The organism is Pseudarthrobacter sp. KH_020_B (assembly GCF_057840185.1).
Map to the genome: position 1 here is coordinate 1,510,556 of NZ_CM174506.1, position 18,351 is coordinate 1,528,906.

An 18,351-nucleotide genomic window follows, 5' to 3' on the forward strand; every position below is an offset into this window, starting at 1 on the left:
CTCTGTGGCTGGCCTGATCAAACGTGAAGACATAGACGAAGTACGCCAGCGCACGGACATCAAGGAAGTCGTTGACGGCTACGTCACGCTCAAGGGTGCCGGGCTGGGAACCTACAAAGGCCTGTGCCCCTTCCACGACGAGCGGTCGCCGTCGTTCACCGTGCGCCCCCAGGTGGGCAGGTACCACTGCTTCGGGTGCGGTGAAGACGGTGACGTCATCGCTTTTGTGCAGAAACAGGACCACACCTCGTTCCATGAGGCCGTGGAAAAGCTGGCTGCCCGCATCGGGTACGAGCTGCGCTACGAAGACGGCGGCACCGGCCCCAACCGGGAGGAAGTGGGCAAGCGCCAGCGGCTCCTGGATGCCCACAAGATCGCCGATGAGTTCTTCCGCGCCCAGCTGCTGACGCCCGGAGCCGCCGAAGGCCGGAACTTCCTGTTTGGCCGCGGCTTCGACCGGGCAGCCTCTGAGCAGTTCGGCGTGGGCTACGCGCCGCAGGGCTGGGACGCGCTGTTGAAGCACCTCCGCGGCCGTGGCTTCACGGACCAGGAGCTCAAGCTGACGGGCATGTTCTCGGAAGGCAACCGGGGCATCTATGACCGGTTCCGCGGCAGGCTCATCTGGCCCATCCGCGACATCGCCGGCGACACCATCGGCTTCGGCGCCCGCAAACTCTATGAGGACGATCAGGGCCCCAAGTACCTCAACACCCCCGAAACCACGCTCTACAAGAAGTCCCAGGTGCTCTACGGGATCGACCTCGCCAAGCGCAGCATCGCCAAGGACCGCCAGCTTGTCGTCGTGGAGGGATACACGGACGTGATGGCCTGCCACCTGGCGGGAATCCCGACGGCGGTGGCCACCTGTGGCACGGCGTTCGGCACTGAGCACATTAAGATCGCCCGCCGCTTGCTGTCCGACGACGGCACCGGGGGAGAGGTCATCTTCACCTTTGACGGTGACGCCGCCGGGCAGAAGGCGGCCCTGCGCGCCTTCGAGGAAGACCAGCGCTTTACCGCCCAGACGTATGTGGCTGTGGAGCCCACTGGCGCCGATCCCTGCGACCTGCGCCAGAGCAGGGGCGACGCCGCCGTGCGGGACCTGATCGCCACCCGCCGGCCGCTGTTCGAGTTCGCCATCAAGGCCACGCTCAGGCGCCACAACCTGGACACCGTGGAGGGCCGGGTGGCCGCGCTGCGGGAATCGGCTCCGGTGGTGGCGCAGATCCGCGACGCAGCCATCAGGCCCGAGTATGCCCGGGAACTGGCCGGCTGGCTCGGCATCTCGGTTGAGGATGTCAGCCGGGCTGTGGGCGTCGCCATGAAGCGTGCCGCCGCGGGCGGGCCGGCTGCGCCGGGGACGCCTTCCACAGCCGGTGCAACGGCCCAGCAGGGTTCCACCCAGGCGGGGGCCGCACAGGCGGGCGGACCGGGCGTGGCGGCCGGCCCGACGTCGGGCGCTGTCCCTTCCTACCAGCGGCCCGACCCCCGGGACCCGGTGGCCTCCATGGAGCGGCAGGCGCTGGAAGTGGCGCTGCAGGAGTCCGCCCTCCTGGGCGGCGGCATCTGGGAGCGCTTCGCGGCCGCACGGTTCGTGACGCCGGCGTTCCAGGCTGTCCACGACGCCATGCGCGCCTCGGGTCCCGGACTGATTAGCGAGCCCCTGCGCTGGGTGGAGCAGGTGATGCACGAAGTCCCGGAACCCCTGCGGCCGCTGGTGTCCGAACTTTCTGTGGTGCCGCTGCCAGCGAGCACCGCTGAAGCCGTCCAGAAGTACTGCAAGGACATTCTGTCCCGGCTGTTCGAGCTTCAGATCACGCGGGTGAAGGCGGATAAGATGGGCCAGCTGCAACGGCTGGATCCGGCAGCGAACCCGGAGGACTTCCAGCGGCTCAACAGGGAACTGATGATGCTCGAGATGCAGCGCCGGGCACTTCGCTCGGACGCCTGAATTGCGCCGATTTCACTCCCTGCGGGGACTTTGCTAGGCTGGTACCCGCTTCATTCCTCCTTAGCTCAATTGGCAGAGCATTCGACTGTTAATCGAAGGGTTGCTGGTTCAAGTCCAGCAGGAGGAGCGCACAATCCCCGTTCCGGGTCTCCGGAACGGGGATTTTTTTATACCCGGGGAGGGTATTTCGTGGTGCAACGCCGCCGATTTCACATTCCCGGGAAACCTTTGCTAAGGTCATACCTGCTTCATTCCTCCTTAGCTCAATTGGCAGAGCATTCGACTGTTAATCGAAGGGTTGCTGGTTCAAGTCCAGCAGGAGGAGCAAACAAACAAAAGATCCCCGGCCTCTCTGTGAGGGCGGGGATCTTTTGCATTCATACAAAGTCCATTTCCACCTGCAGGAACCGCTCGGCCTCGGCGATGGCCGCGTGGAAGGCGTCCTGCTCGGTGGGGAACTTGCGGGGCTCCCGCGGGTGCCACTCATGGGGCGCTGAGTGCACCCGGACGAAGCCGGACGCCGGCGGTGCGTAGAAGATGCCGAAGCGCTGCACAGGCCACTCAGGCGAGGTCTCCGGGGCCACCAGGAGGGCTGCGTTGAAGGCGGCGTTGAACCACTGCGCGATGGGCCGCCGTCGGTCGTCCGTGAAGAGCCCGGCAGCATAGAGGGCTGCGGACTGCTGGCCGGTTTGGGCGCACAGCCGGTCCCACCACATGGGCAGTATGCCTGAGTCGCAACGTTGCCATGTGGCCGGGAGCGGCGAGGAGAACTGCCAGCTGGGCACGGATTTATTTTATCGTGCGAAAGGTCCCGGGCGGCAGGGGTGCGCCCCTCCTCGGTGGCCGGGATTGGTGCCAGGTCCCAACAGCTAGGGGCGGTTCCAGGGGCCCGGGTTGACCCGGTACAGCAGGGCAGCACCTGCCAGCGCGCCGAGGATGATGCCGATGGCGCCACTGCCGAACACGCGCCCCAGGAAGTAACCGGCGACGGCGCCCAGCACCGCCCCGAGGAACAGCCCCCGGGGGTTGCGGTGCGGCCTGCGTTTCGTGGCCTTCATGAATGGACCGGCGTGTTCAGTGGATCGAGGGCACAGTACGCGGCCTGACGACCAGCCAGAGGCCCGCTATCGCCAGCAGGATGCACGCGGCCTGCACGGCGCCCATGGGGGTGGAGCTGGTGATGCCCAGCCACCCGGCCACCGGCGAAACCAGACCGGCCATCAGGAAGGTCGCGGCACCCAGGAGGGAGGCGGCTGTGCCGGCCTTGTCCCCGTGGCTGCTCAAAGCCAGCACCTGGACACAGGGGAACGTAAAGCCTGCGCCCATGATGTAGAACCAGAGCGGAACCATCACGCCCCAGAGCCCCAGGCCGGCCTGGTCAAAGACCACAATCAGCAGGGCCATCAGGAACATCCAGGCTGTGGAGCAGGCAAGGATCCACTGCGGCGGGACAGTACGGATGAGCCTGGAACTGATCTGGACGCCGGCCACGATGCCAAGGGAATTGATGCCGAACAGCAGGCCATATTCCTGCGGCGAGAACCCGAAGATGTCCTGGAACAGGAACGGCGACGCGGACAGATAGGTGAAGAGGCCGGCGAAGTTCATCCCGCCCACCACCAGCAGGCCCACGAAGATCCGGTCTGTGAAGAGAACCTTGTAACGCTGTCCGGCGGTCATGCCGGACAGGCCGCGCTTCTCCGGCGGCAATGTTTCGCGGACCACAAAGAGCGCGGCGATGATCACCAGGGTGCCGTAGCCCGCCAGGAACACAAAGATGCCGGGCCAGGGCATCACCAGGAGCAGCTGTGATCCGATCACCGGGGCCAGGATCGGCGCCAGCCCGTTCACCAGGGCATGCGCGAGAACATCCGGACCATGGCATAGCCGGCGAACAGGTCCCGCACCATGGCCATGGCCACCACGCCGCCGCCTGCGGCACCCACACCCATAAGGACACGGAAGAGGCCCAGGGTGGAGATGTCGGTGGACAGGGCTGCTCCCACGGAGGAGGCGATGTGCAGGGCGGTGGCCAGGATGAGGGGGAGCCGCCGGCCGAACTTGTCGCTGAAGGGGCCCACCACCAGCTGGCCGAGGGCAAAGCCCACGGTGGTGCCGGCCAGGGTCAGCTGGACCTGGGCCTCGGTGACCCCCAGGCTCGCTTCCAGGGCCGGGAACGCTGGCAGGTACAGGTCGATCGTGAAGGGGCCCAGCGCGGTGAGGGCGCCGAGGAGGAGGATGTACAACAGTTTCCGGCGGCGGGTCAGCGAATCGCCCGGATTGGAGTGAGTGGTCACGGAGATCAATCCTAGGCCCGGAAGTTCCATCTTTCCGGGGTTGCAGGCGCGCCGTGCGGCCAACCCGGAAGTTTGCCCTGAACCTGAATGATAGTTTTGGGGCGGGACCGTGCTGCCGCGGGCTCCCATAGGACACGGAAGCCGAACCGACCAGGCGGCAGACTATGCAACAAGTTAGGCGGGAACCGATGAGCGGACGTCACACCGGGCGCACCAGCCAGGGATTGCGGATCACTGCGCTGCCCAAGACGCTGAAACTACTTTTCCGGCTGGCCCCCCGCCAACTCAACGACGAAATCGCCTTCGCCAAGATCGAGCTCAAGCGCAAAGGCATCCAGGTAGGCGTCGCCGCCGCCTTCTTCGCTGTCGCGCTTATGTTTGTGGCGTTCCTGGTGGTTGGCCTGATCGTGGCTGCCATTATGGGCCTGGCCACCATCATGCCGGCGTGGCTGGCCGCGCTGCTCGTCTGCGCCCTGTTCCTGGTCATCGCCCTCATTGGTGCCCTGATCGGCCTCCGCAAATTCAAGCAGGCCATGCCCCTGCTGCCTGCCGAGACCATCCGCGGGATCAAACACGATCTTGGCATCGCCAAGGAAGGCTCTGACTTCAACGCCGCGCTGCTCGATCCGGCCAGCCCGGAGGCTAAAGCCGCGAAGGCTGCCAAGGACGAAGCCGCCGCGAAGGCCAAGGCCGAGAAGGAAGCCAAGGCCGAGGCGCACAAACAGGAATTCCCGCAAGCGTCCGAGCCCGAGCTTCACCGCCGCCTGGAACAGCGCCGGCGCCACCTGGCCCAGGTCCGCGACGAACTGGATACCGAGCTCGACATCAAGCCGCAGGCCTTGTTCCTGCTGGGCGCTGCCAAGGAAAAACTGGGGGAGGGCAAGGCCGCCGTTGAACATGGCGCTGCCAAGGCCAGCCAAAAGTTCGCTGCATTCTCCGAATCCCCGGACGGCGCCGGCCTCCGCTGGAAGCCGCTTGCCGCCCTTGCAGCCTCAGCAACGATCCTTGTGGTGCTCCTGCGCAGGCTGCTGCGGAAGCCCTAACAACGCCACACGTCACACTGGGATCTAAGGAAGGGGGCGGATTGAGGTTCATCGGCGCTGGTGCGCGGCCCGGCCGCCCCCAGGTTGACCACGACCGCGTCTTCACCATCCCCAACGCTCTGACAGTGCTGCGCTTTATGGGCGTGCCGCTCTTTGTCTGGCTGGTTCTGGCCCAGAAGGAATATGGGATCGCCGTTGTGGTCCTGGTGGTTATGGCGGGAACCGACTGGATTGATGGTTATGTGGCCCGCCGCTTCGACCAGGCGTCCAAGCTGGGCCGGGTCATGGACCCGCTGGCTGACCGGCTGGCCCTGATCGCGGTGGCGGTCACCCTGGTGATTGCCGGCGTCGTCCATTGGCTGTACCTGGCCGCTCTCCTGGTGCCCGACACCGTGCTGTTAGTGCTGACACTCTCCTACTTCCGGGGGCACCCCGACCTGCCGGTGAGCCGTGTGGGCAAAGTCCGCACCGGCCTCCTGCTTCTGGGCACACCCCTGCTGGTCATGTCCCGATTGGACACCCCGTACGCCGGGCCGCTCTACATTGCCGCCTGGATCGTGCTGGGACTTGGGCTCGCCGGCCACTGGATTGCGGCGTACAACTATTTCTGGGCCATCCTCCGGAAGGGCCGTCAGCAGTCCCATCACGACGGCGGCACCGCCTGATGGTGTGGGTGGCGGTTCTGCTGGCGGTGCTTGGGGCATTCTGCCTTGCCTTGGGTGCGCAGAGGCAGGGGAGTGCCGTCAAAGCCGACACCGGCGGGCTGGCGCTTAGTTCACACGGCTTCCTCCGCCTGCTCCGCAATCCGCGGTGGGTGCTGGGTCTTCTCCTGCTGTGCGTCGGGATGGGAATGAACGCGGTGGCACTGGTGTCCGCGCCCCTGACGGTGGTCCAGCCGATCGGCGCCATCGCCCTGGTCATCACCACCGTGGTGAACGCCCGCGACCAGGACATCACCATCAACCGGGCCACCATGGTGTCCATCGCGGCCTGCGTGACCGGCTCCGCACTCTTTGTCCTGCTCGCCGTCAACGTGACGCAGGAGAACCACCACGTGAGCCAGGAGGACGAACTGACCATTGTGCTGCTGCTGGCCCTGGCGGTCGGCGTGTTCGGCCCCCTGGCGGTTATGTTCCGGCACCGGATGAGCGCGTTTGTCTATATCCTCGGCGCCGGCGTTCTGTTCGGCTTTGTCGCGGTACTTACACGCATCATCGGCAAACACCTGCTGGATCCGAACGGGCTGGCACTGCTCAATGTCCAGTGGTATTCGGTGGTGGCCATTGCGGCGGCCGGCGGCCTGGGTTCCTGGTTTGTGCAGAGCGCCTACTCAGGCGGCCCACCGGACCTGGTCATCGCCGGGCTGACGGTCATCGACCCGATCGTGGGCATTGCCATCGGCATCGTGATCCTGGGCGAGCTGCGCCCGGACGTCCACGCCGTGATGGCGATTGCCATGGCTACGGCGGCTTCGCTTGCTATCGTGGGGGTGATCGCCCTTTCCAGGCACCATCCCGAGGTCACCAAGCGCAGGAAAGATGCGCGGAAGGCGGCGGGCAGGGCGTCCCACTAGCTTGTTACCCAACCTGCGTACTTTCATTGCCAGCCGATTCCAAGAGGCCCCGGACTACAGTGCCGGCGGCCAACCGGTGCGGCCAGCGACAGCTGCCCGTGCCGTGACCTTCAGGAGCTCCTCACGTGACAACGCCCTCTGACCAGCCTCCCCTGACCATCCTGATTGCCGCGGACACGTATCCGCCCCACATCAACGGAGCCGCCCAGTTCAGCTACCGTCTGGCCAACGGCATGAGCGGTCGCGGCCACAACGTGCATGTGCTGGCCTGCCGTGCGGACAACGGCGCGAGCTTCACCGAGTTCCGCTCCGAGGCCACCGTGCACCGGCTCCGATCCCACGGGGTCTTCACGCACGAGTACTTCCGCATCTGCTTCCCCTGGGAAATCAAGAAGGAGATCGGCCTCCTTTTTGATCGGATCAAGCCTGATGTGGTGCACATCCAGAGCCACTACATGATCGGCGAGCACGTCCTCTACGAAGCGGCGAAGCGGGGCATCAGGATTGTGGCCACCAACCACTTCATGCCGGAGAACCTGAACCCGTTCCTGCCGTTCCCGCAGTGGTTCAAGGACATTATCGGCAAGATCTCCTGGAAGGACATGGGCAAGGTCATGGGCAAGGCTCACGTCGTCACCACGCCCACACCCCTGGCCGCCAAGGCCATGCACCAGCACGCTTTCCTGCACAAGGTACTGCCACTCTCCAACGGCATTGACTCCGCGGCCTATGAGCTGCAGCCCGGCGAAGTGATCGAACCGCACGCCCATCCAACAGTGGTGTTTGTGGGGCGCCTGGCCGAGGAAAAGCACGTGGACGTGCTCATCAACGCTGTGTCCAAGACGCCCGCGGAGCTCAACGTCCATTTGGAAATTGTGGGCGGCGGCGAAGTCCGCTCCGCCCTTGAAGCGCAGGCGGAACGGCTCGGACTGGGGGAGCGGGTGAAATTCCTGGGACTGGCCAGCGATGAAGACCTCCGGGAGGCCTACATCAAGGCGGATCTGTTCTGCATGCCGGGGACCGCCGAGCTGCAGTCCCTGGTGACCCTTGAAGCCATGTCGGCCTCCACACCCGTCCTGTTGGCGGATGCCATGGCCCTGCCGCACCTGGTACGCGACGGCGAGAACGGCTACCTGTTCACACCCAGTGACAGTGACGACCTCGCAGCCAAGATCACGCGGATCCTCCAGCTGCCGGCCGAGGAACGGGCGGCAATGGGTCAGGCCAGCCGGCGGATGGTGGAACCGCACAGCATCGAGGGTACGCTGCAGACCTTCGAGGACCTCTACCGGGGTGCAACCTACGACGACAAAGCCGTCTGACAGCGGCCTGACGGCGGTCCGCTCCCAGCCGCTTGTTTCGGTTACCGTCCCATGCCGCCAATGCGCGCCCGTGGTCCGGAGGACCCGTCCCGGTTTGCTAGAGTGTTTCTGCCCCGCCGAAACCTTAGTCACTGATGGATGATGGTCCGCCGGGGCGTGGGGCTATAGCTCAGCTGGTTAGAGCGCGGGACTCATAATCCTAAGGTCCTCGGTTCAAGTCCGAGTAGCCCTACCAAAGCACCACACCGCAGGAACCAAGCCACAGTGGAACCGCGGCTGACGAACATCGTCGGCCGCGGTTTCTTTCGTTTTCCTGCAATCTGCGGTATGTTACTGACCAGTAACATACCGCTGCCGCTGGTCCCGGCCTGTCCTGCCATGGCTGGCCCGTCCGCTGCTGATCTTTGCGAGGGAACCAATGTCCAAAGCCTCTGTTGACATCAACAACCTTCCGTACGCCGACGGCGACTTCTTCGCCTTCGAGCAGCTTCTCACCGGCAAGGAGCAGGACCGTCTGGCCGAGGTCCGGGGATTCCTGGCCCGCGAAGTCCGGCCGATTGCCGTGGACTGCTGGAACCGCGGCGAGTTCCCCATGGAGCTCATTCCCAAGCTGGCCGAGATTGACCTGGTCAGCCCCGTGCGGCGCCAGGGCTACTCCAACCTGTTTGCCGGCCTGGTCCACGCCGAAGCCACGCGCGCCGATACCTCCATCGCCACCTTCCTGGGCGTACACGACGGACTGTTTACCGGCTCCATCGAAGCCCTTGCCTCCCAGGAACAGCAGGAAGCCTGGCTCCCGGATATCTATTCGCTGAGGAAAATCGGCGCGTTCGGGCTTACGGAGCCCCTGGGCGGTTCCGACGTTGCCGGCGGCACGCGCACCACGGCACAGCGCGACGGCGACACCTGGGTCCTCAATGGCGCCAAGCGCTGGATCGGCAACGCTACCTTCTCGGATTGGGTGGTCATCTACGCCCGGGACCTCGCCGACAACCAGGTCAAGGGCTTCCTCGTGGATACTGGGCTGCCCGGCTTCAGCGCCACCAAGATTGAAAACAAGATCTCCCTCCGGACTGTCCAGAACGCAGACATCGTGCTGGAGAACGTGGTGGTTCCGGACTTCTTCAAGCTGGCGGGCGCCAACAGCTTCCGCGACACCAACAAGGTCCTGAAAGTCACGCGGCTTTCCGTCGGCTGGCAGGCAGTCGGCCAGCAGCTGGCAGCCTTTGACGTGGCCCGCCGCTACGCCGTGGAACGCCACCAGTTCGGCCGTCCGCTGGCGTCGTTCCAGCTGGTCCAAAGCCAGCTGGTGCAGATCCTGGGGAATGCCGTCAGCTCGATGGGCATGATGGTCCGGCTTTCCCAGCTTGAGGACGCCGGCCAGGCCAAGGACGAACAGTCCGCCCTGGCCAAGGCATTCACCACCGCCCGGATGCGCGAGAGCGTGGCGATCGGCCGCAGCCTCCTGGGCGGCAACGGCATCGTGACCGACTTCGAGATGGCCAAGATCTTTGCCGACGCCGAAGCCATCTACTCGTACGAGGGAACCCACGAGATCAACACCCTCGTGGCCGGCCGCGCCATCACCGGGATCTCGGCGATCGTCTAGAGCCGTCAGCCGTCAGCCGTCAGCCGTCAGCCGTCAGCCGTCAGCCGTCAGCCAGGGTCCAGCCGCAGCGGCAGCAGGATGGAGGGGCGGAGGTCCGTGACGAATTCCAGCGGATTGACGTAGGCGTCCCCCCGCCTGACGCCCCAATGGACGCAGGCAGGGGCGCCGCAGTGCCCTGGTTGCAACGTACCGATGGTTTCGCCCTTGGCCACCACGGTTCCGGCCGTGAGTGCGCTGTCGACCGGCTCAAAACTGCTGCGGAGGCCGCCGCCGTGATCGATCGTGATCACGCGGCGGTCCACCACTACTCCCACAAAACTGACGGTGCCGGACGCCGGCGAGGTGACCGGGACGCCGTCGTGCGTTGCCTCAAGGTCCACGCCCCGGTGCCCGCTCATCCACGGCTTGTCCGGCGGATCAAAGGCGCGCAGCACCGCCGGCCGGGGCGGGAGCGGCCACTCCCAGGAGTCGCGCGGCGCTGTGTCCGCGGGAGCCGCCGCGGCCGGGAGCAGAAGCACGGCGGCGAGGACAATTGCTGCTTTCATGAACCCAGCTTTCCGCGCCGGATTCCTCAGCGGGAGTGCCCACTTTGGCCATGTGGAAAACGCCCGCCGCAGGGCCCGGGGTTGTCCTGCGGTTATTGGCTCCTGTTGTACACTTGATGGAGCAGTTTGCTGTGCCCTCAACGCTTGCGTCAGCACGCCTCATTCAGGAATGCGGGGGAGCAGCAGCTGACTACGCGTATCCAGCCTTCCAAATCTGAAGCCCCGGCTTTGTCTGCGGAGGATTGTGTCTCTTGCGGTCAGGACCTAACGGTCCTGATGAGAGTCGCAATGGATGCCAGGAGCACGGCCCGCCTTGGGCCACGCTAAACAACCGTCAACTATTGGCAGGGTAAGAGAGCCTGAAAGGCTCTCTCATGAATGACCTGCCGGAAGGAGCGCCGGCATGCCCGTCGTAACTATGCGCCAGCTGCTTGACAGCGGCGTCCACTTTGGACACCAGACCCGCCGTTGGAACCCGAAGATGAAGCGATTCATCTTCACGGAGCGCAACGGCATCTACATCATTGACCTCCAGCAGTCGCTGTCCTACATCGACCGCGCCTACGAGTTCGTAAAGGCCACCGTTGCACACGGCGGCACCGTACTCTTCGTCGGCACCAAGAAGCAGGCCCAGGAATCCATCGCTGAGCAGGCTACCCGCGTTGGCCAGCCTTACGTGAACCAGCGCTGGCTCGGCGGTATGCTGACCAACTTCCAGACCGTTTCCAAGCGCATCCAGCGCATGAAGGAACTGGAAGAGATCGACTTCGACGACGTCGCCGGTTCCGCGTACACCAAGAAGGAACTGCTGCTCCTTCGCCGTGAACTCACCAAGCTGGAAACCAACCTCGGTGGTATCCGCAACCTGACCAAGGCACCTTCCGTGCTCTGGATCGTGGACACCAAGAAGGAACACCTGGCCGTTGACGAAGCCAAGAAGCTGAACATCCCGGTTGTGGCCATCCTGGACACCAACTGCGATCCTGACGAAGTCGACTTCCCGATCCCGGGCAACGACGACGCCATCCGCTCCGTGAACCTGCTGACCCGCGTTGTCGCCGACGCCGTTGCTGAGGGCCTCATCGCCCGCCACAACCGCGCCACGGGCACCACGGAAGCTCCGGAAGAGCCGCTGGCTGAGTGGGAGCGCGAACTCCTCGAAGGCAGCAAGACTGAAGAAGCTCCTGCCGCTGAGGCTGCTCCGGCTGCTGAAGAAGCTGCCGCTCCGGCAGCCGAAGAAGCAGCTCCGGTTGCCGAGGAAGCTCCGGCAGCCGCCGAGGCGCCCGCCGCCGACGCTGACAAGTAACACAAGTAAATCCGGATTCTCCAGCGCTGCCCGCAGCGCCGGAGCACCTGACAGGATGGCGGCTCACCCGGTGAGCCGCTGTCCTGTCGGTCCGTACACCACATACATTTTCTAGACAGAGGGGTTCACATGGCGAACTACACTGCCGCTGATATCAAGGCTCTGCGCGAGCGCACCGGCGCCGGCATGATGGATGTCAAGAAGGCTCTTGACGAAGCCAACGGTGACGCCGAAAAGGCCATCGAGATCATCCGCATCAAGGGCCTCAAGGGCGCTACCAAGCGCGAAGGCCGCTCCACCGCTGAAGGCCTGGTGGCCGCCAAGGTCAGCAACGGCGTCGGCGTGATGATCGAGGTCAACTGCGAGACCGACTTCGTCGCCAAGGCTGACAAGTTCATCCAGCTGGCTGACAAGGTTCTGGCCGTGGCTGTGGAGTCCGGCGCTGCCGACCTCGACACCCTCCTGGCCATCGAAGTTGACGGCAAGCCGCTGTCCGAGGTTGTCGTTGAAGAGGGCGCAATCCTCGGCGAAAAGGTTGTTGTCCGCAAGCTGTCCCGCATTGAGGGCGGCACTGTTGACGCGTACCTGCACAAGACGTCCAAGGATCTCCCGGCCCAGGTCGGCGTCCTGTTCGCTGTTGACGGTGAAGGCGAAGCCGCTGCCACCGCCGCACACGACGTTGCCGTGCACATCGCAGCGATGTCCCCGAACTACCTGACCCGCGAAGACGTTCCGTCCGACCTGGTCGAGTCCGAGCGCCGCATCGCCGAAGAGACCGCCAAGGCTGAAGGCAAGCCCGAGGCTGCAATGACGAAGATTGTGGAAGGCCGCGTTACGGGCTTCTACAAGGGTGAGGTCCTGGTTGACCAGGCTTTCGCCAAGGACGCCAAGAAGTCTGTGGCGCAGGTCCTCGAAGAGGCCGGCGTCAAGGGCACGTCCTTCGCACGTTTCCGCGTCGGCTCCTAGTCGAATCCGCAAAGGGGTGGCCACTTCGGTGGCCGCCCCTTTTGCATGCACCGGCTAAATGTCCGATGAGACCTTTGGCCGCCCGGCACGATAATCTTTTTCAGAGTTCACCAACGGGAAGGCACCCATGAAAGCCGTCAATTCTTCAAGCCAGCCAGAGAAAAGCAGGCGCCGCGTCCTCCTGAAGTTGTCGGGCGAGGTCTTCGGCGGCGGCAAGCTGGGCGTTGATCCCGACACCGTCCGCGACGTCGCCAAGCAGATCGCCGCAGCGGTCCCTGAAGTGGAAGTTGCCATCGTCGTCGGCGGCGGTAACTTCTTCCGTGGCGCGGAACTGTCCCAGAGCGGCATGGACCGCTCGCGCGCCGACTACATGGGCATGCTTGGCACCGTCATGAACTGCCTGGCGCTGCAGGACTTCCTGGAGCAGGCCGGCGTTGAAACGCGCGTCCAGAGCGCCATCACCATGGGGCAGGTCGCCGAGGCGTACATTCCCCGCAGGGCCATCCGCCACATGGAAAAGGGCCGCGTGGTCATCTTCGGCGCCGGTGCCGGCCTGCCGTACTTCTCCACGGACACAGTGGCCGCCCAGCGCGCCCTGGAAGTCCACGCAGACGTCGTCCTGATGGCCAAGAGCGGCGTCGACGCCGTCTACACCGCGGATCCCAAGAAGGACCCCGCTGCCGAGAAGCTGGACACCCTCAGCTACGACGACGCCCTGCGCCGCGACATCAGGGTCATGGACCAGACCGCCATGACGATGTGCAAGGACAACCGCCTGTCCATGGTGGTTTTCGGGATGGAAGGCGAAGGGAACGTCACCCGCGCCATCCTGGGCGAAAAGCTCGGTACCCTGGTGACCCCGTAGCTGCAGCTAGGATGATCTGAGCACGGTTCCATGCCCGCGTCCGGGCAACAATGGAACCAGTACCACTGAACCAAGCTTGTGCAGGGAACCGGTATCCGGGCTGCACTGATTTCTGAGGAGAGACCGTGATCGAAGAAACCTTGCTCGAAGCCGAAGAGAAGATGGACAAGGCGGTAGAGGTAGCCAAGGAAGACTTCGCCTCGATCCGCACAGGACGGGCAAACCCCGGCCTTTACAACAAGGTCCTGGTGGACTACTACGGTTCGCCCACACCGCTGCAGCAGCTCGCTTCCTTCGCCATTCCGGACGCGCGCACCATCCTCATCACGCCGTTCGACAAGACCGCACTGCGCGACATCGAGCGGGCGCTGAGTGATTCCGAGGTGGGCGCCAACCCCTCCAACGACGGAAACGTCATCAGGATCACCATCCCGGACCTGACCCAGGAACGCCGCAAGGAGTACGTCAAGATCGTCAAGTCCAAGGGCGAGGACGCGAAGATCTCCATCCGCAACATCCGGCGCAAGGCCAAGGAAACGCTGGACAAGCTCGTCAAGGACGGCGAAGCCGGCGAGGACGAAGGCAGCCGCGCCGAAAAGGAACTGGACGGCCTGACCAAATCGCATGTGGACGGCATCGACGAGCTGCTCAAGCGCAAGGAAGCAGAGCTGCTCGAAGTCTGATGAGCCAGGCAGAGCAGGCCCCGACACAAAGGGCGCGCACCCGGGGGAAACAGTTGCGGAGCAATCCGACGCCCAAGGCCGGCCGGAATCTGCCGGCAGCCATTGTGGTGGGCCTGGCCATGCTGATTGGCGTGCTGGGCGGGCTGGTTTTCCTGCCGCTCGGATTCGTGGCTGTCACCACCGGGTTCGCGGTCTTCGGAGTCTGGGAGATCTTCCGCGCACTGGAGGCGAACGGGACCAGGATGCCCATCGTCCCCGTCATGGTGGGTACGGTCGCCATGCCGTTTGCCGCTTATTTCGGCGGTCTTGAGAGCCTGCTTTTCGCCATGCTGCTGAGCTGCGTGGCGGTTCTCCTCTGGCGTTCAGTGGAGAGCCCTGCCGGTTCAGCGAACAGCATCTTTGCCGGCGTGTTCACACTTGGCTGGGTCCCGTTCTTCATCAGTTTCGCCACGTTGCCGCTGCACGCCGTCGGCGTCGCCACTCCGGTGGGTCTCTGGCCTGGCGGGACCGTGCCGCCCGGAGCCTGGCAGGTGGCCGTTATGCTCCTGCTGGTGGTTTCGAACGACACGTTCGGCTATCTCGTGGGCGCGTCGCTGGGCAAACACCCCATGGCCCCGAAGATCAGCCCCAAGAAATCCTGGGAAGGCTTCGCCGGCTCCGTTGCCGGGGCCATGCTGATCGGAATCCTTGCCAGTATTTTCCTGCTGGACAAACCCTGGTGGGTGGGTGTGATCCTCGCCGTGGGCGTCGTCGCAGCGTCCACCGCAGGGGACCTGGCCGAGTCGATGGTCAAGCGTGAACTCGGGATCAAGGACATGAGCAGCATCCTGCCCGGACATGGGGGCGTCATGGACCGCCTGGACTCCATCGTCTTCGCCTGTCCCGTGGCATTTGTGCTGTTCGCACTGGTTGCAGGCGCCTGACACGGCGCCCTCGGACCATCTCCGCCGGACCGCCGGCAGCGCCAATAGACTGGTACGTAACCTGACCCAGCCGAAGCAACAAAGGAACAACAGTGGCACTGGACTTTCAACGGAAAATCCCCGCGTCGTTTGAGCGCGTGCGGGGCAACGAATTCGGGTACAACGCCAAACAGGTGGACCAGTTCCTCCAGCGGGCCAGGGTGGCACTCGAGACGCCGAAGGCCGCCATCCACGCCGTCACCAGCGCCGATGTCCGGGGCGTCTCCTTTGACCCGGTCAAGGGCGGCTACGCTGCCGCCGTCGTCGACGCAGCGCTGGACCGGCTCGAAGACGCCTTCGCCCGCCGCGAACGGGACGAACTGATCGCCGCCAAGGGCGAAGATGCCTGGCTGCGGGAGATCGGCAGCCTCTCCGGGATCCTCCGGGGCCGCCTCCACCGGCCCGACGGTGAGCGTTTCCGCCGCCCGTCAAAAAAGAAGGCCCGCAGTTACAACATCCTGGACGTGGACAATCTTTGCTACGACCTGATCGGCTACCTCGAAGAGGACAAGCCGCTCAGCGTGGACAACGTCCGCCGCGTGGTCTTCCGCCCCGCCGTGGGCAAGGACGGCTACGAGGAGACCCAGGTGGATGCCTTCCTGGACCGCGTGGTTGAACTCATGGCGGCCATCGACTGACTCCGTTGCCTAACCCCGTTGCCGTACGCAGCACGACTCAGCGTTCTGTCACCAACGGCCGTTCGGGAGTGTGCAGCCGGGTCATGACCCGCGCCGTGGTCCGTGGAATCCGGTCCTTCGTGGCGCGTGAGACGAGCACCATCACGGCAAAGGCGGCCGGCACCGTCCACGCCGCCGGCTGGGCCAGCCAGAACGGCGTGCCGGCGGCGCCCAGGACGGTTCCCCACACCATGGCGCCACCGCAGAGGACGCCGCCGGTCACCATTCCGGCGATGGCGCCGGCGTCGGTGAGTCCCCGCCACCAGATGCCCAGCAGGAGCACCGGGCACACGGTGGAAGCGGTAAACGCGAACACCAGGCCCACGCTTCCGGCCAGAGCCAGGGAGTCAGTCATCACGGCAAATCCCAGCGGGACCACAGCGGAGACGACGGCGGCGAGCCGGAATCCCCGCACGTCGCCACCCAGGACGTCCTGGCTGATCACGCCCGCCAGGGAGACCACCAGGCCGGAGGTGGTGGACAGGAACGCGGCGAAGGCCCCGGCCACCACCAACGCTGAGAGCAGGTCGCCGGCGGTTCCACCGATCAGCTGCCCCGGCAGCAGGAGAACCACCGCGTCCGCCTGCCCTGAACGGGCGAGTTCCGGCGCGAACATCCGCCCCACCAGCCCGTAGGCGGTGGGAAACAGGTAAAACACCGAGAGCAGCCCGAGCACAATCAGGGTGGTCCGCCGTGCCGACTGTCCGTCCGGATTCGTGTAGAAACGGACCAGGACGTGGGGGAGTCCCAGCGTGCCGAACAGCAGCGCCACCAGCAGCGAGATGTTCTGGTACGGCCCGGCCGGAGCCAGCCCGGTGGGATTCACGACGGCGGGAGCCACGGCGGCGCTCCCGTCACCGGCGAGCGTAAAAACGATGAACAGGACGGGCACGGCAAGGGCGGTGAGCTTCAGCCAGAACTGGAACGCCTGCACAAACGTAATGGAGCGCATGCCGCCGGCCACAACGGACAGGCACACCACAACCACCACGGCCACGGAGCCCACCCAGGCCGGCAGCCCCGTGGTGATCCGGATGGTCAACGCGGCGCCGTGGAGCTGCGGCACGATGTACAGCCAGCCCACCACCACCACCACAACGCTGGTCACGCGGCGGACTGCGCGCGAATCCAGCCTGGCTTCGGTGAAGTCCGGGATTGTGTAGGCACCGGACCGGCGCAGCGGTGCGGCCACAAACAGCAGCAGCATCAGATAGCCCGCGGTGTAGCCCACCGGAAACCACAGCGCGTCGGTACCGGACAGCAGGATCAGCCCGGCTACGCCCAGGAAGCTCGCCGCCGAGAGGTATTCGCCGCCGATGGCCGAGGCGTTCCACCATGGCCTGACTGTCCGGGAAGCCACATAGAAATCGCCGGTGGTCCGGGAAATCCGCAGTCCGTAGAACCCGATGGCAGCTGTTGCCAGCGAAACCACAACAAGAGCCAGCACACCCACTGCGGGATTCATGAAGTCATCACTCGTCCCCGGCCAGGTCCCGGTAGCGGGCCTCGTTCCGGGCAGCGGTCCGGATATAAAGCCAGGCGCTGAGGCCGATGACGGGATAGATGCCTGCACCGAGCAGGATCCAATCGAACGGGATCCCCGCGACCCGGGTCTCGGCGAGGCCCGGCACGGCTGCGAGCAACGGGAACGCAGACAGGATCAGGATAAAGCCGATGGCCACCACCAGGGCCAGCCGCAGCTGGGAACGGATCAGCGAACGGACGAAGACCTGCCCCACCTCGGATTCCTCCGCCGCCTCGCGGGACTCCCGGGCCGGCCGGGGTGCCGAGCGCGGAGCGGTGACACGGACCCGGGTCATGCCTGCGGCCGGATGCGCGTGGCTTCGAGCTTTTCCCTGACCGTGGGAAGGTGGCGACGGCTGATGGGCAGGCCGGCACCGGCCACCGAGACGCTGGGTTTGTCCGCCGTCAGCTTCATGGACTGCACATGCTTCAGCGCCACCAGGTAGGACCGGTGCGTCCGGATAAACCCGGCCTCGGCCCACTGCTGCTCCAGGTCTGCCAGCGGAACCCGGATGAGGTAGCTGGCATCGGCGGTGTGCAGCCGTGCGTAGTCTCCCTGCGCCTGGACGTACGTGACGTCGTCGCGCCTGATCATCCTGGTGGTGCCGCCCTGGTCAACGGTGATCATCTCGGGGGCGGGGCCGCCGCCGCCGTCGCGCAGCAGCTCGCTGATCCGTCCCACCGTCCGGGACAGCCGCTCGGCCCGGAGGGGCTTAAGGAGGTAGTCCACAGCGGCAAGCTCGAACGCCTCCAGGGCGCAGTCCTCGTCCGCGGTGACAAACACCACAATCGGCGGTTTGCTGCTGCGCGCGATGGCGCGGGCAACATCAAGGCCGGACACCGCGGGCATGTGAATATCCAGGAAGACAGCGTCAATCGTTTCGGTGTTCAGGGCCCGCAGCGCTTCCGTGCCCGAAATAGCCCGGTGGATGACCCCGATCCGGTCATCCTTGCCCAGCAGATAGGCCAACTCCTCCACGGCGGGTAACTCGTCGTCGGCGACGAGGACATTAATCATGGTCCTACAT

Annotated in this window: 18 protein-coding genes, 3 tRNA genes and 1 pseudogene; 15 read left to right on the plus strand and 7 right to left on the minus strand. The window is 65.1% G+C overall.

Going from position 1 to position 18,351, the window contains the following annotated elements; translation table 11 throughout:
* The first annotated feature begins 4 nt into the window (after positions 1–4).
* From dnaG to AC3IT0_RS07090, 3 genes are all read left to right on the plus strand, one after another.
* Complete coding sequence (dnaG, locus tag AC3IT0_RS07080) at positions 5–1,951, plus strand: DNA primase (protein WP_489323041.1); 1,947 nt, start codon at positions 5–7, stop codon at positions 1,949–1,951.
* 54 nt (positions 1,952–2,005) lie between these two features.
* Positions 2,006–2,078: transfer RNA gene (locus tag AC3IT0_RS07085), tRNA-Asn, on the plus strand.
* A 125-nt stretch (positions 2,079–2,203) separates the two neighbouring features.
* Positions 2,204–2,276 (plus strand) — tRNA-Asn (locus AC3IT0_RS07090).
* A 52-nt stretch (positions 2,277–2,328) separates the two neighbouring features.
* Here AC3IT0_RS07090 and AC3IT0_RS07095 read toward each other — a convergent pair.
* The 3 genes and pseudogenes from AC3IT0_RS07095 to AC3IT0_RS07105 form a co-directional block, all read right to left on the minus strand.
* A complete protein-coding gene (locus AC3IT0_RS07095) occupies positions 2,329–2,736 on the minus strand; it encodes a hypothetical protein (protein WP_489323042.1) in 408 nt (135 codons plus the stop codon).
* A gap of 84 nt (positions 2,737–2,820) precedes the next feature.
* Positions 2,821–3,009 carry a hypothetical protein gene (locus AC3IT0_RS07100; RefSeq protein ID WP_489323043.1) on the minus strand — a complete coding sequence of 63 codons (189 nt, stop codon included), beginning with the start codon at positions 3,007–3,009 and terminating at the stop codon, positions 2,821–2,823.
* 16 nt (positions 3,010–3,025) lie between these two features.
* Positions 3,026–4,278: pseudogene (locus tag AC3IT0_RS07105) on the minus strand (multidrug effflux MFS transporter).
* 158 nt (positions 4,279–4,436) lie between these two features.
* Between AC3IT0_RS07105 and AC3IT0_RS07110 the strand changes: the two are divergent.
* The 6 genes from AC3IT0_RS07110 to AC3IT0_RS07135 all read left to right on the plus strand — a co-directional run bounded on the left by AC3IT0_RS07110 (position 4,437) and on the right by AC3IT0_RS07135 (position 9,795).
* Positions 4,437–5,291 (plus strand): phage holin family protein, encoded by an 855-nt coding sequence (locus AC3IT0_RS07110; RefSeq protein WP_489323044.1) that lies wholly within the window; start codon positions 4,437–4,439, stop codon positions 5,289–5,291.
* Between the two features lie 41 nt (positions 5,292–5,332).
* Positions 5,333–5,956, plus strand: coding sequence for a CDP-alcohol phosphatidyltransferase family protein (locus AC3IT0_RS07115; RefSeq protein ID WP_489323045.1), 624 nt, complete (start codon positions 5,333–5,335; stop codon positions 5,954–5,956).
* Complete coding sequence (locus AC3IT0_RS07120) at positions 5,956–6,864, plus strand: DMT family transporter (protein WP_489323046.1); 909 nt, start codon at positions 5,956–5,958, stop codon at positions 6,862–6,864. The genes AC3IT0_RS07115 and AC3IT0_RS07120 overlap by 1 nt, the downstream gene beginning before the upstream one ends.
* Before the next feature lie 125 nt (positions 6,865–6,989).
* Positions 6,990–8,186, plus strand: a complete 1,197-nt coding sequence (locus tag AC3IT0_RS07125; protein ID WP_489323047.1) for a glycosyltransferase — start codon at positions 6,990–6,992, stop codon at positions 8,184–8,186.
* A 158-nt stretch (positions 8,187–8,344) separates the two neighbouring features.
* Positions 8,345–8,421, plus strand: a tRNA-Ile gene (locus AC3IT0_RS07130).
* Between the two features lie 183 nt (positions 8,422–8,604).
* Complete coding sequence (locus AC3IT0_RS07135; RefSeq protein WP_489323048.1) at positions 8,605–9,795, plus strand: acyl-CoA dehydrogenase family protein; 1,191 nt, start codon at positions 8,605–8,607, stop codon at positions 9,793–9,795.
* A gap of 47 nt (positions 9,796–9,842) precedes the next feature.
* Here the strand turns inward: AC3IT0_RS07135 and AC3IT0_RS07140 are convergent, their stop codons facing one another.
* Positions 9,843–10,340 carry a M23 family metallopeptidase gene (locus AC3IT0_RS07140; RefSeq protein ID WP_489323049.1) on the minus strand — a complete coding sequence of 166 codons (498 nt, stop codon included), beginning with the start codon at positions 10,338–10,340 and terminating at the stop codon, positions 9,843–9,845.
* 403 nt (positions 10,341–10,743) lie between these two features.
* Between AC3IT0_RS07140 and rpsB the strand changes: the two genes are divergently transcribed.
* The 6 genes from rpsB to AC3IT0_RS07170 all read left to right on the plus strand — a co-directional run bounded on the left by rpsB (position 10,744) and on the right by AC3IT0_RS07170 (position 15,760).
* A complete protein-coding gene (rpsB, locus tag AC3IT0_RS07145) occupies positions 10,744–11,646 on the plus strand; it encodes a 30S ribosomal protein S2 (protein ID WP_056348267.1) in 903 nt (300 codons plus the stop codon).
* Positions 11,647–11,775: 129 nt separating this feature from the next.
* Positions 11,776–12,612, plus strand: a complete 837-nt coding sequence (tsf, locus tag AC3IT0_RS07150; RefSeq protein ID WP_489323050.1) for a translation elongation factor Ts — start codon at positions 11,776–11,778, stop codon at positions 12,610–12,612.
* A 127-nt stretch (positions 12,613–12,739) separates the two neighbouring features.
* Positions 12,740–13,477, plus strand: coding sequence for a UMP kinase (gene pyrH / locus AC3IT0_RS07155; protein WP_489323051.1), 738 nt, complete (start codon positions 12,740–12,742; stop codon positions 13,475–13,477).
* Between the two features lie 125 nt (positions 13,478–13,602).
* A complete protein-coding gene (frr, locus tag AC3IT0_RS07160) occupies positions 13,603–14,160 on the plus strand; it encodes a ribosome recycling factor (RefSeq protein ID WP_489323052.1) in 558 nt (185 codons plus the stop codon).
* The gene (locus tag AC3IT0_RS07165; RefSeq protein ID WP_489323053.1) at positions 14,160–15,083 is read left to right on the plus strand and encodes a phosphatidate cytidylyltransferase; all 924 of its coding nucleotides are present in this window, start codon (positions 14,160–14,162) and stop codon (positions 15,081–15,083) included. The genes frr and AC3IT0_RS07165 overlap by 1 nt, the downstream gene beginning before the upstream one ends.
* A gap of 92 nt (positions 15,084–15,175) precedes the next feature.
* Positions 15,176–15,760, plus strand: a complete 585-nt coding sequence (locus AC3IT0_RS07170) for a DivIVA domain-containing protein (RefSeq protein ID WP_489323054.1) — start codon at positions 15,176–15,178, stop codon at positions 15,758–15,760.
* Between the two features lie 37 nt (positions 15,761–15,797).
* On the opposite strand, the gene AC3IT0_RS07175 is transcribed toward AC3IT0_RS07170, so the two are convergent.
* From AC3IT0_RS07175 to AC3IT0_RS07185, 3 genes are read right to left on the minus strand one after another with little or no spacing between them, the layout of a single operon-like run.
* Positions 15,798–17,264 carry a sodium/solute symporter gene (locus AC3IT0_RS07175; protein WP_489323055.1) on the minus strand — a complete coding sequence of 489 codons (1,467 nt, stop codon included), beginning with the start codon at positions 17,262–17,264 and terminating at the stop codon, positions 15,798–15,800.
* Positions 17,265–17,271: 7 nt separating this feature from the next.
* Positions 17,272–17,619 carry a DUF485 domain-containing protein gene (locus tag AC3IT0_RS07180; protein WP_489323056.1) on the minus strand — a complete coding sequence of 116 codons (348 nt, stop codon included), beginning with the start codon at positions 17,617–17,619 and terminating at the stop codon, positions 17,272–17,274.
* Positions 17,616–18,341: a LytR/AlgR family response regulator transcription factor gene (locus tag AC3IT0_RS07185; RefSeq protein ID WP_489323058.1), complete on the minus strand. Its 726-nt coding sequence runs from the start codon at positions 18,339–18,341 to the stop codon at positions 17,616–17,618. Before AC3IT0_RS07185 ends, AC3IT0_RS07180 begins: the two co-directional genes overlap by 4 nt.
* Positions 18,342–18,351: the final 10 nt, after the last annotated feature.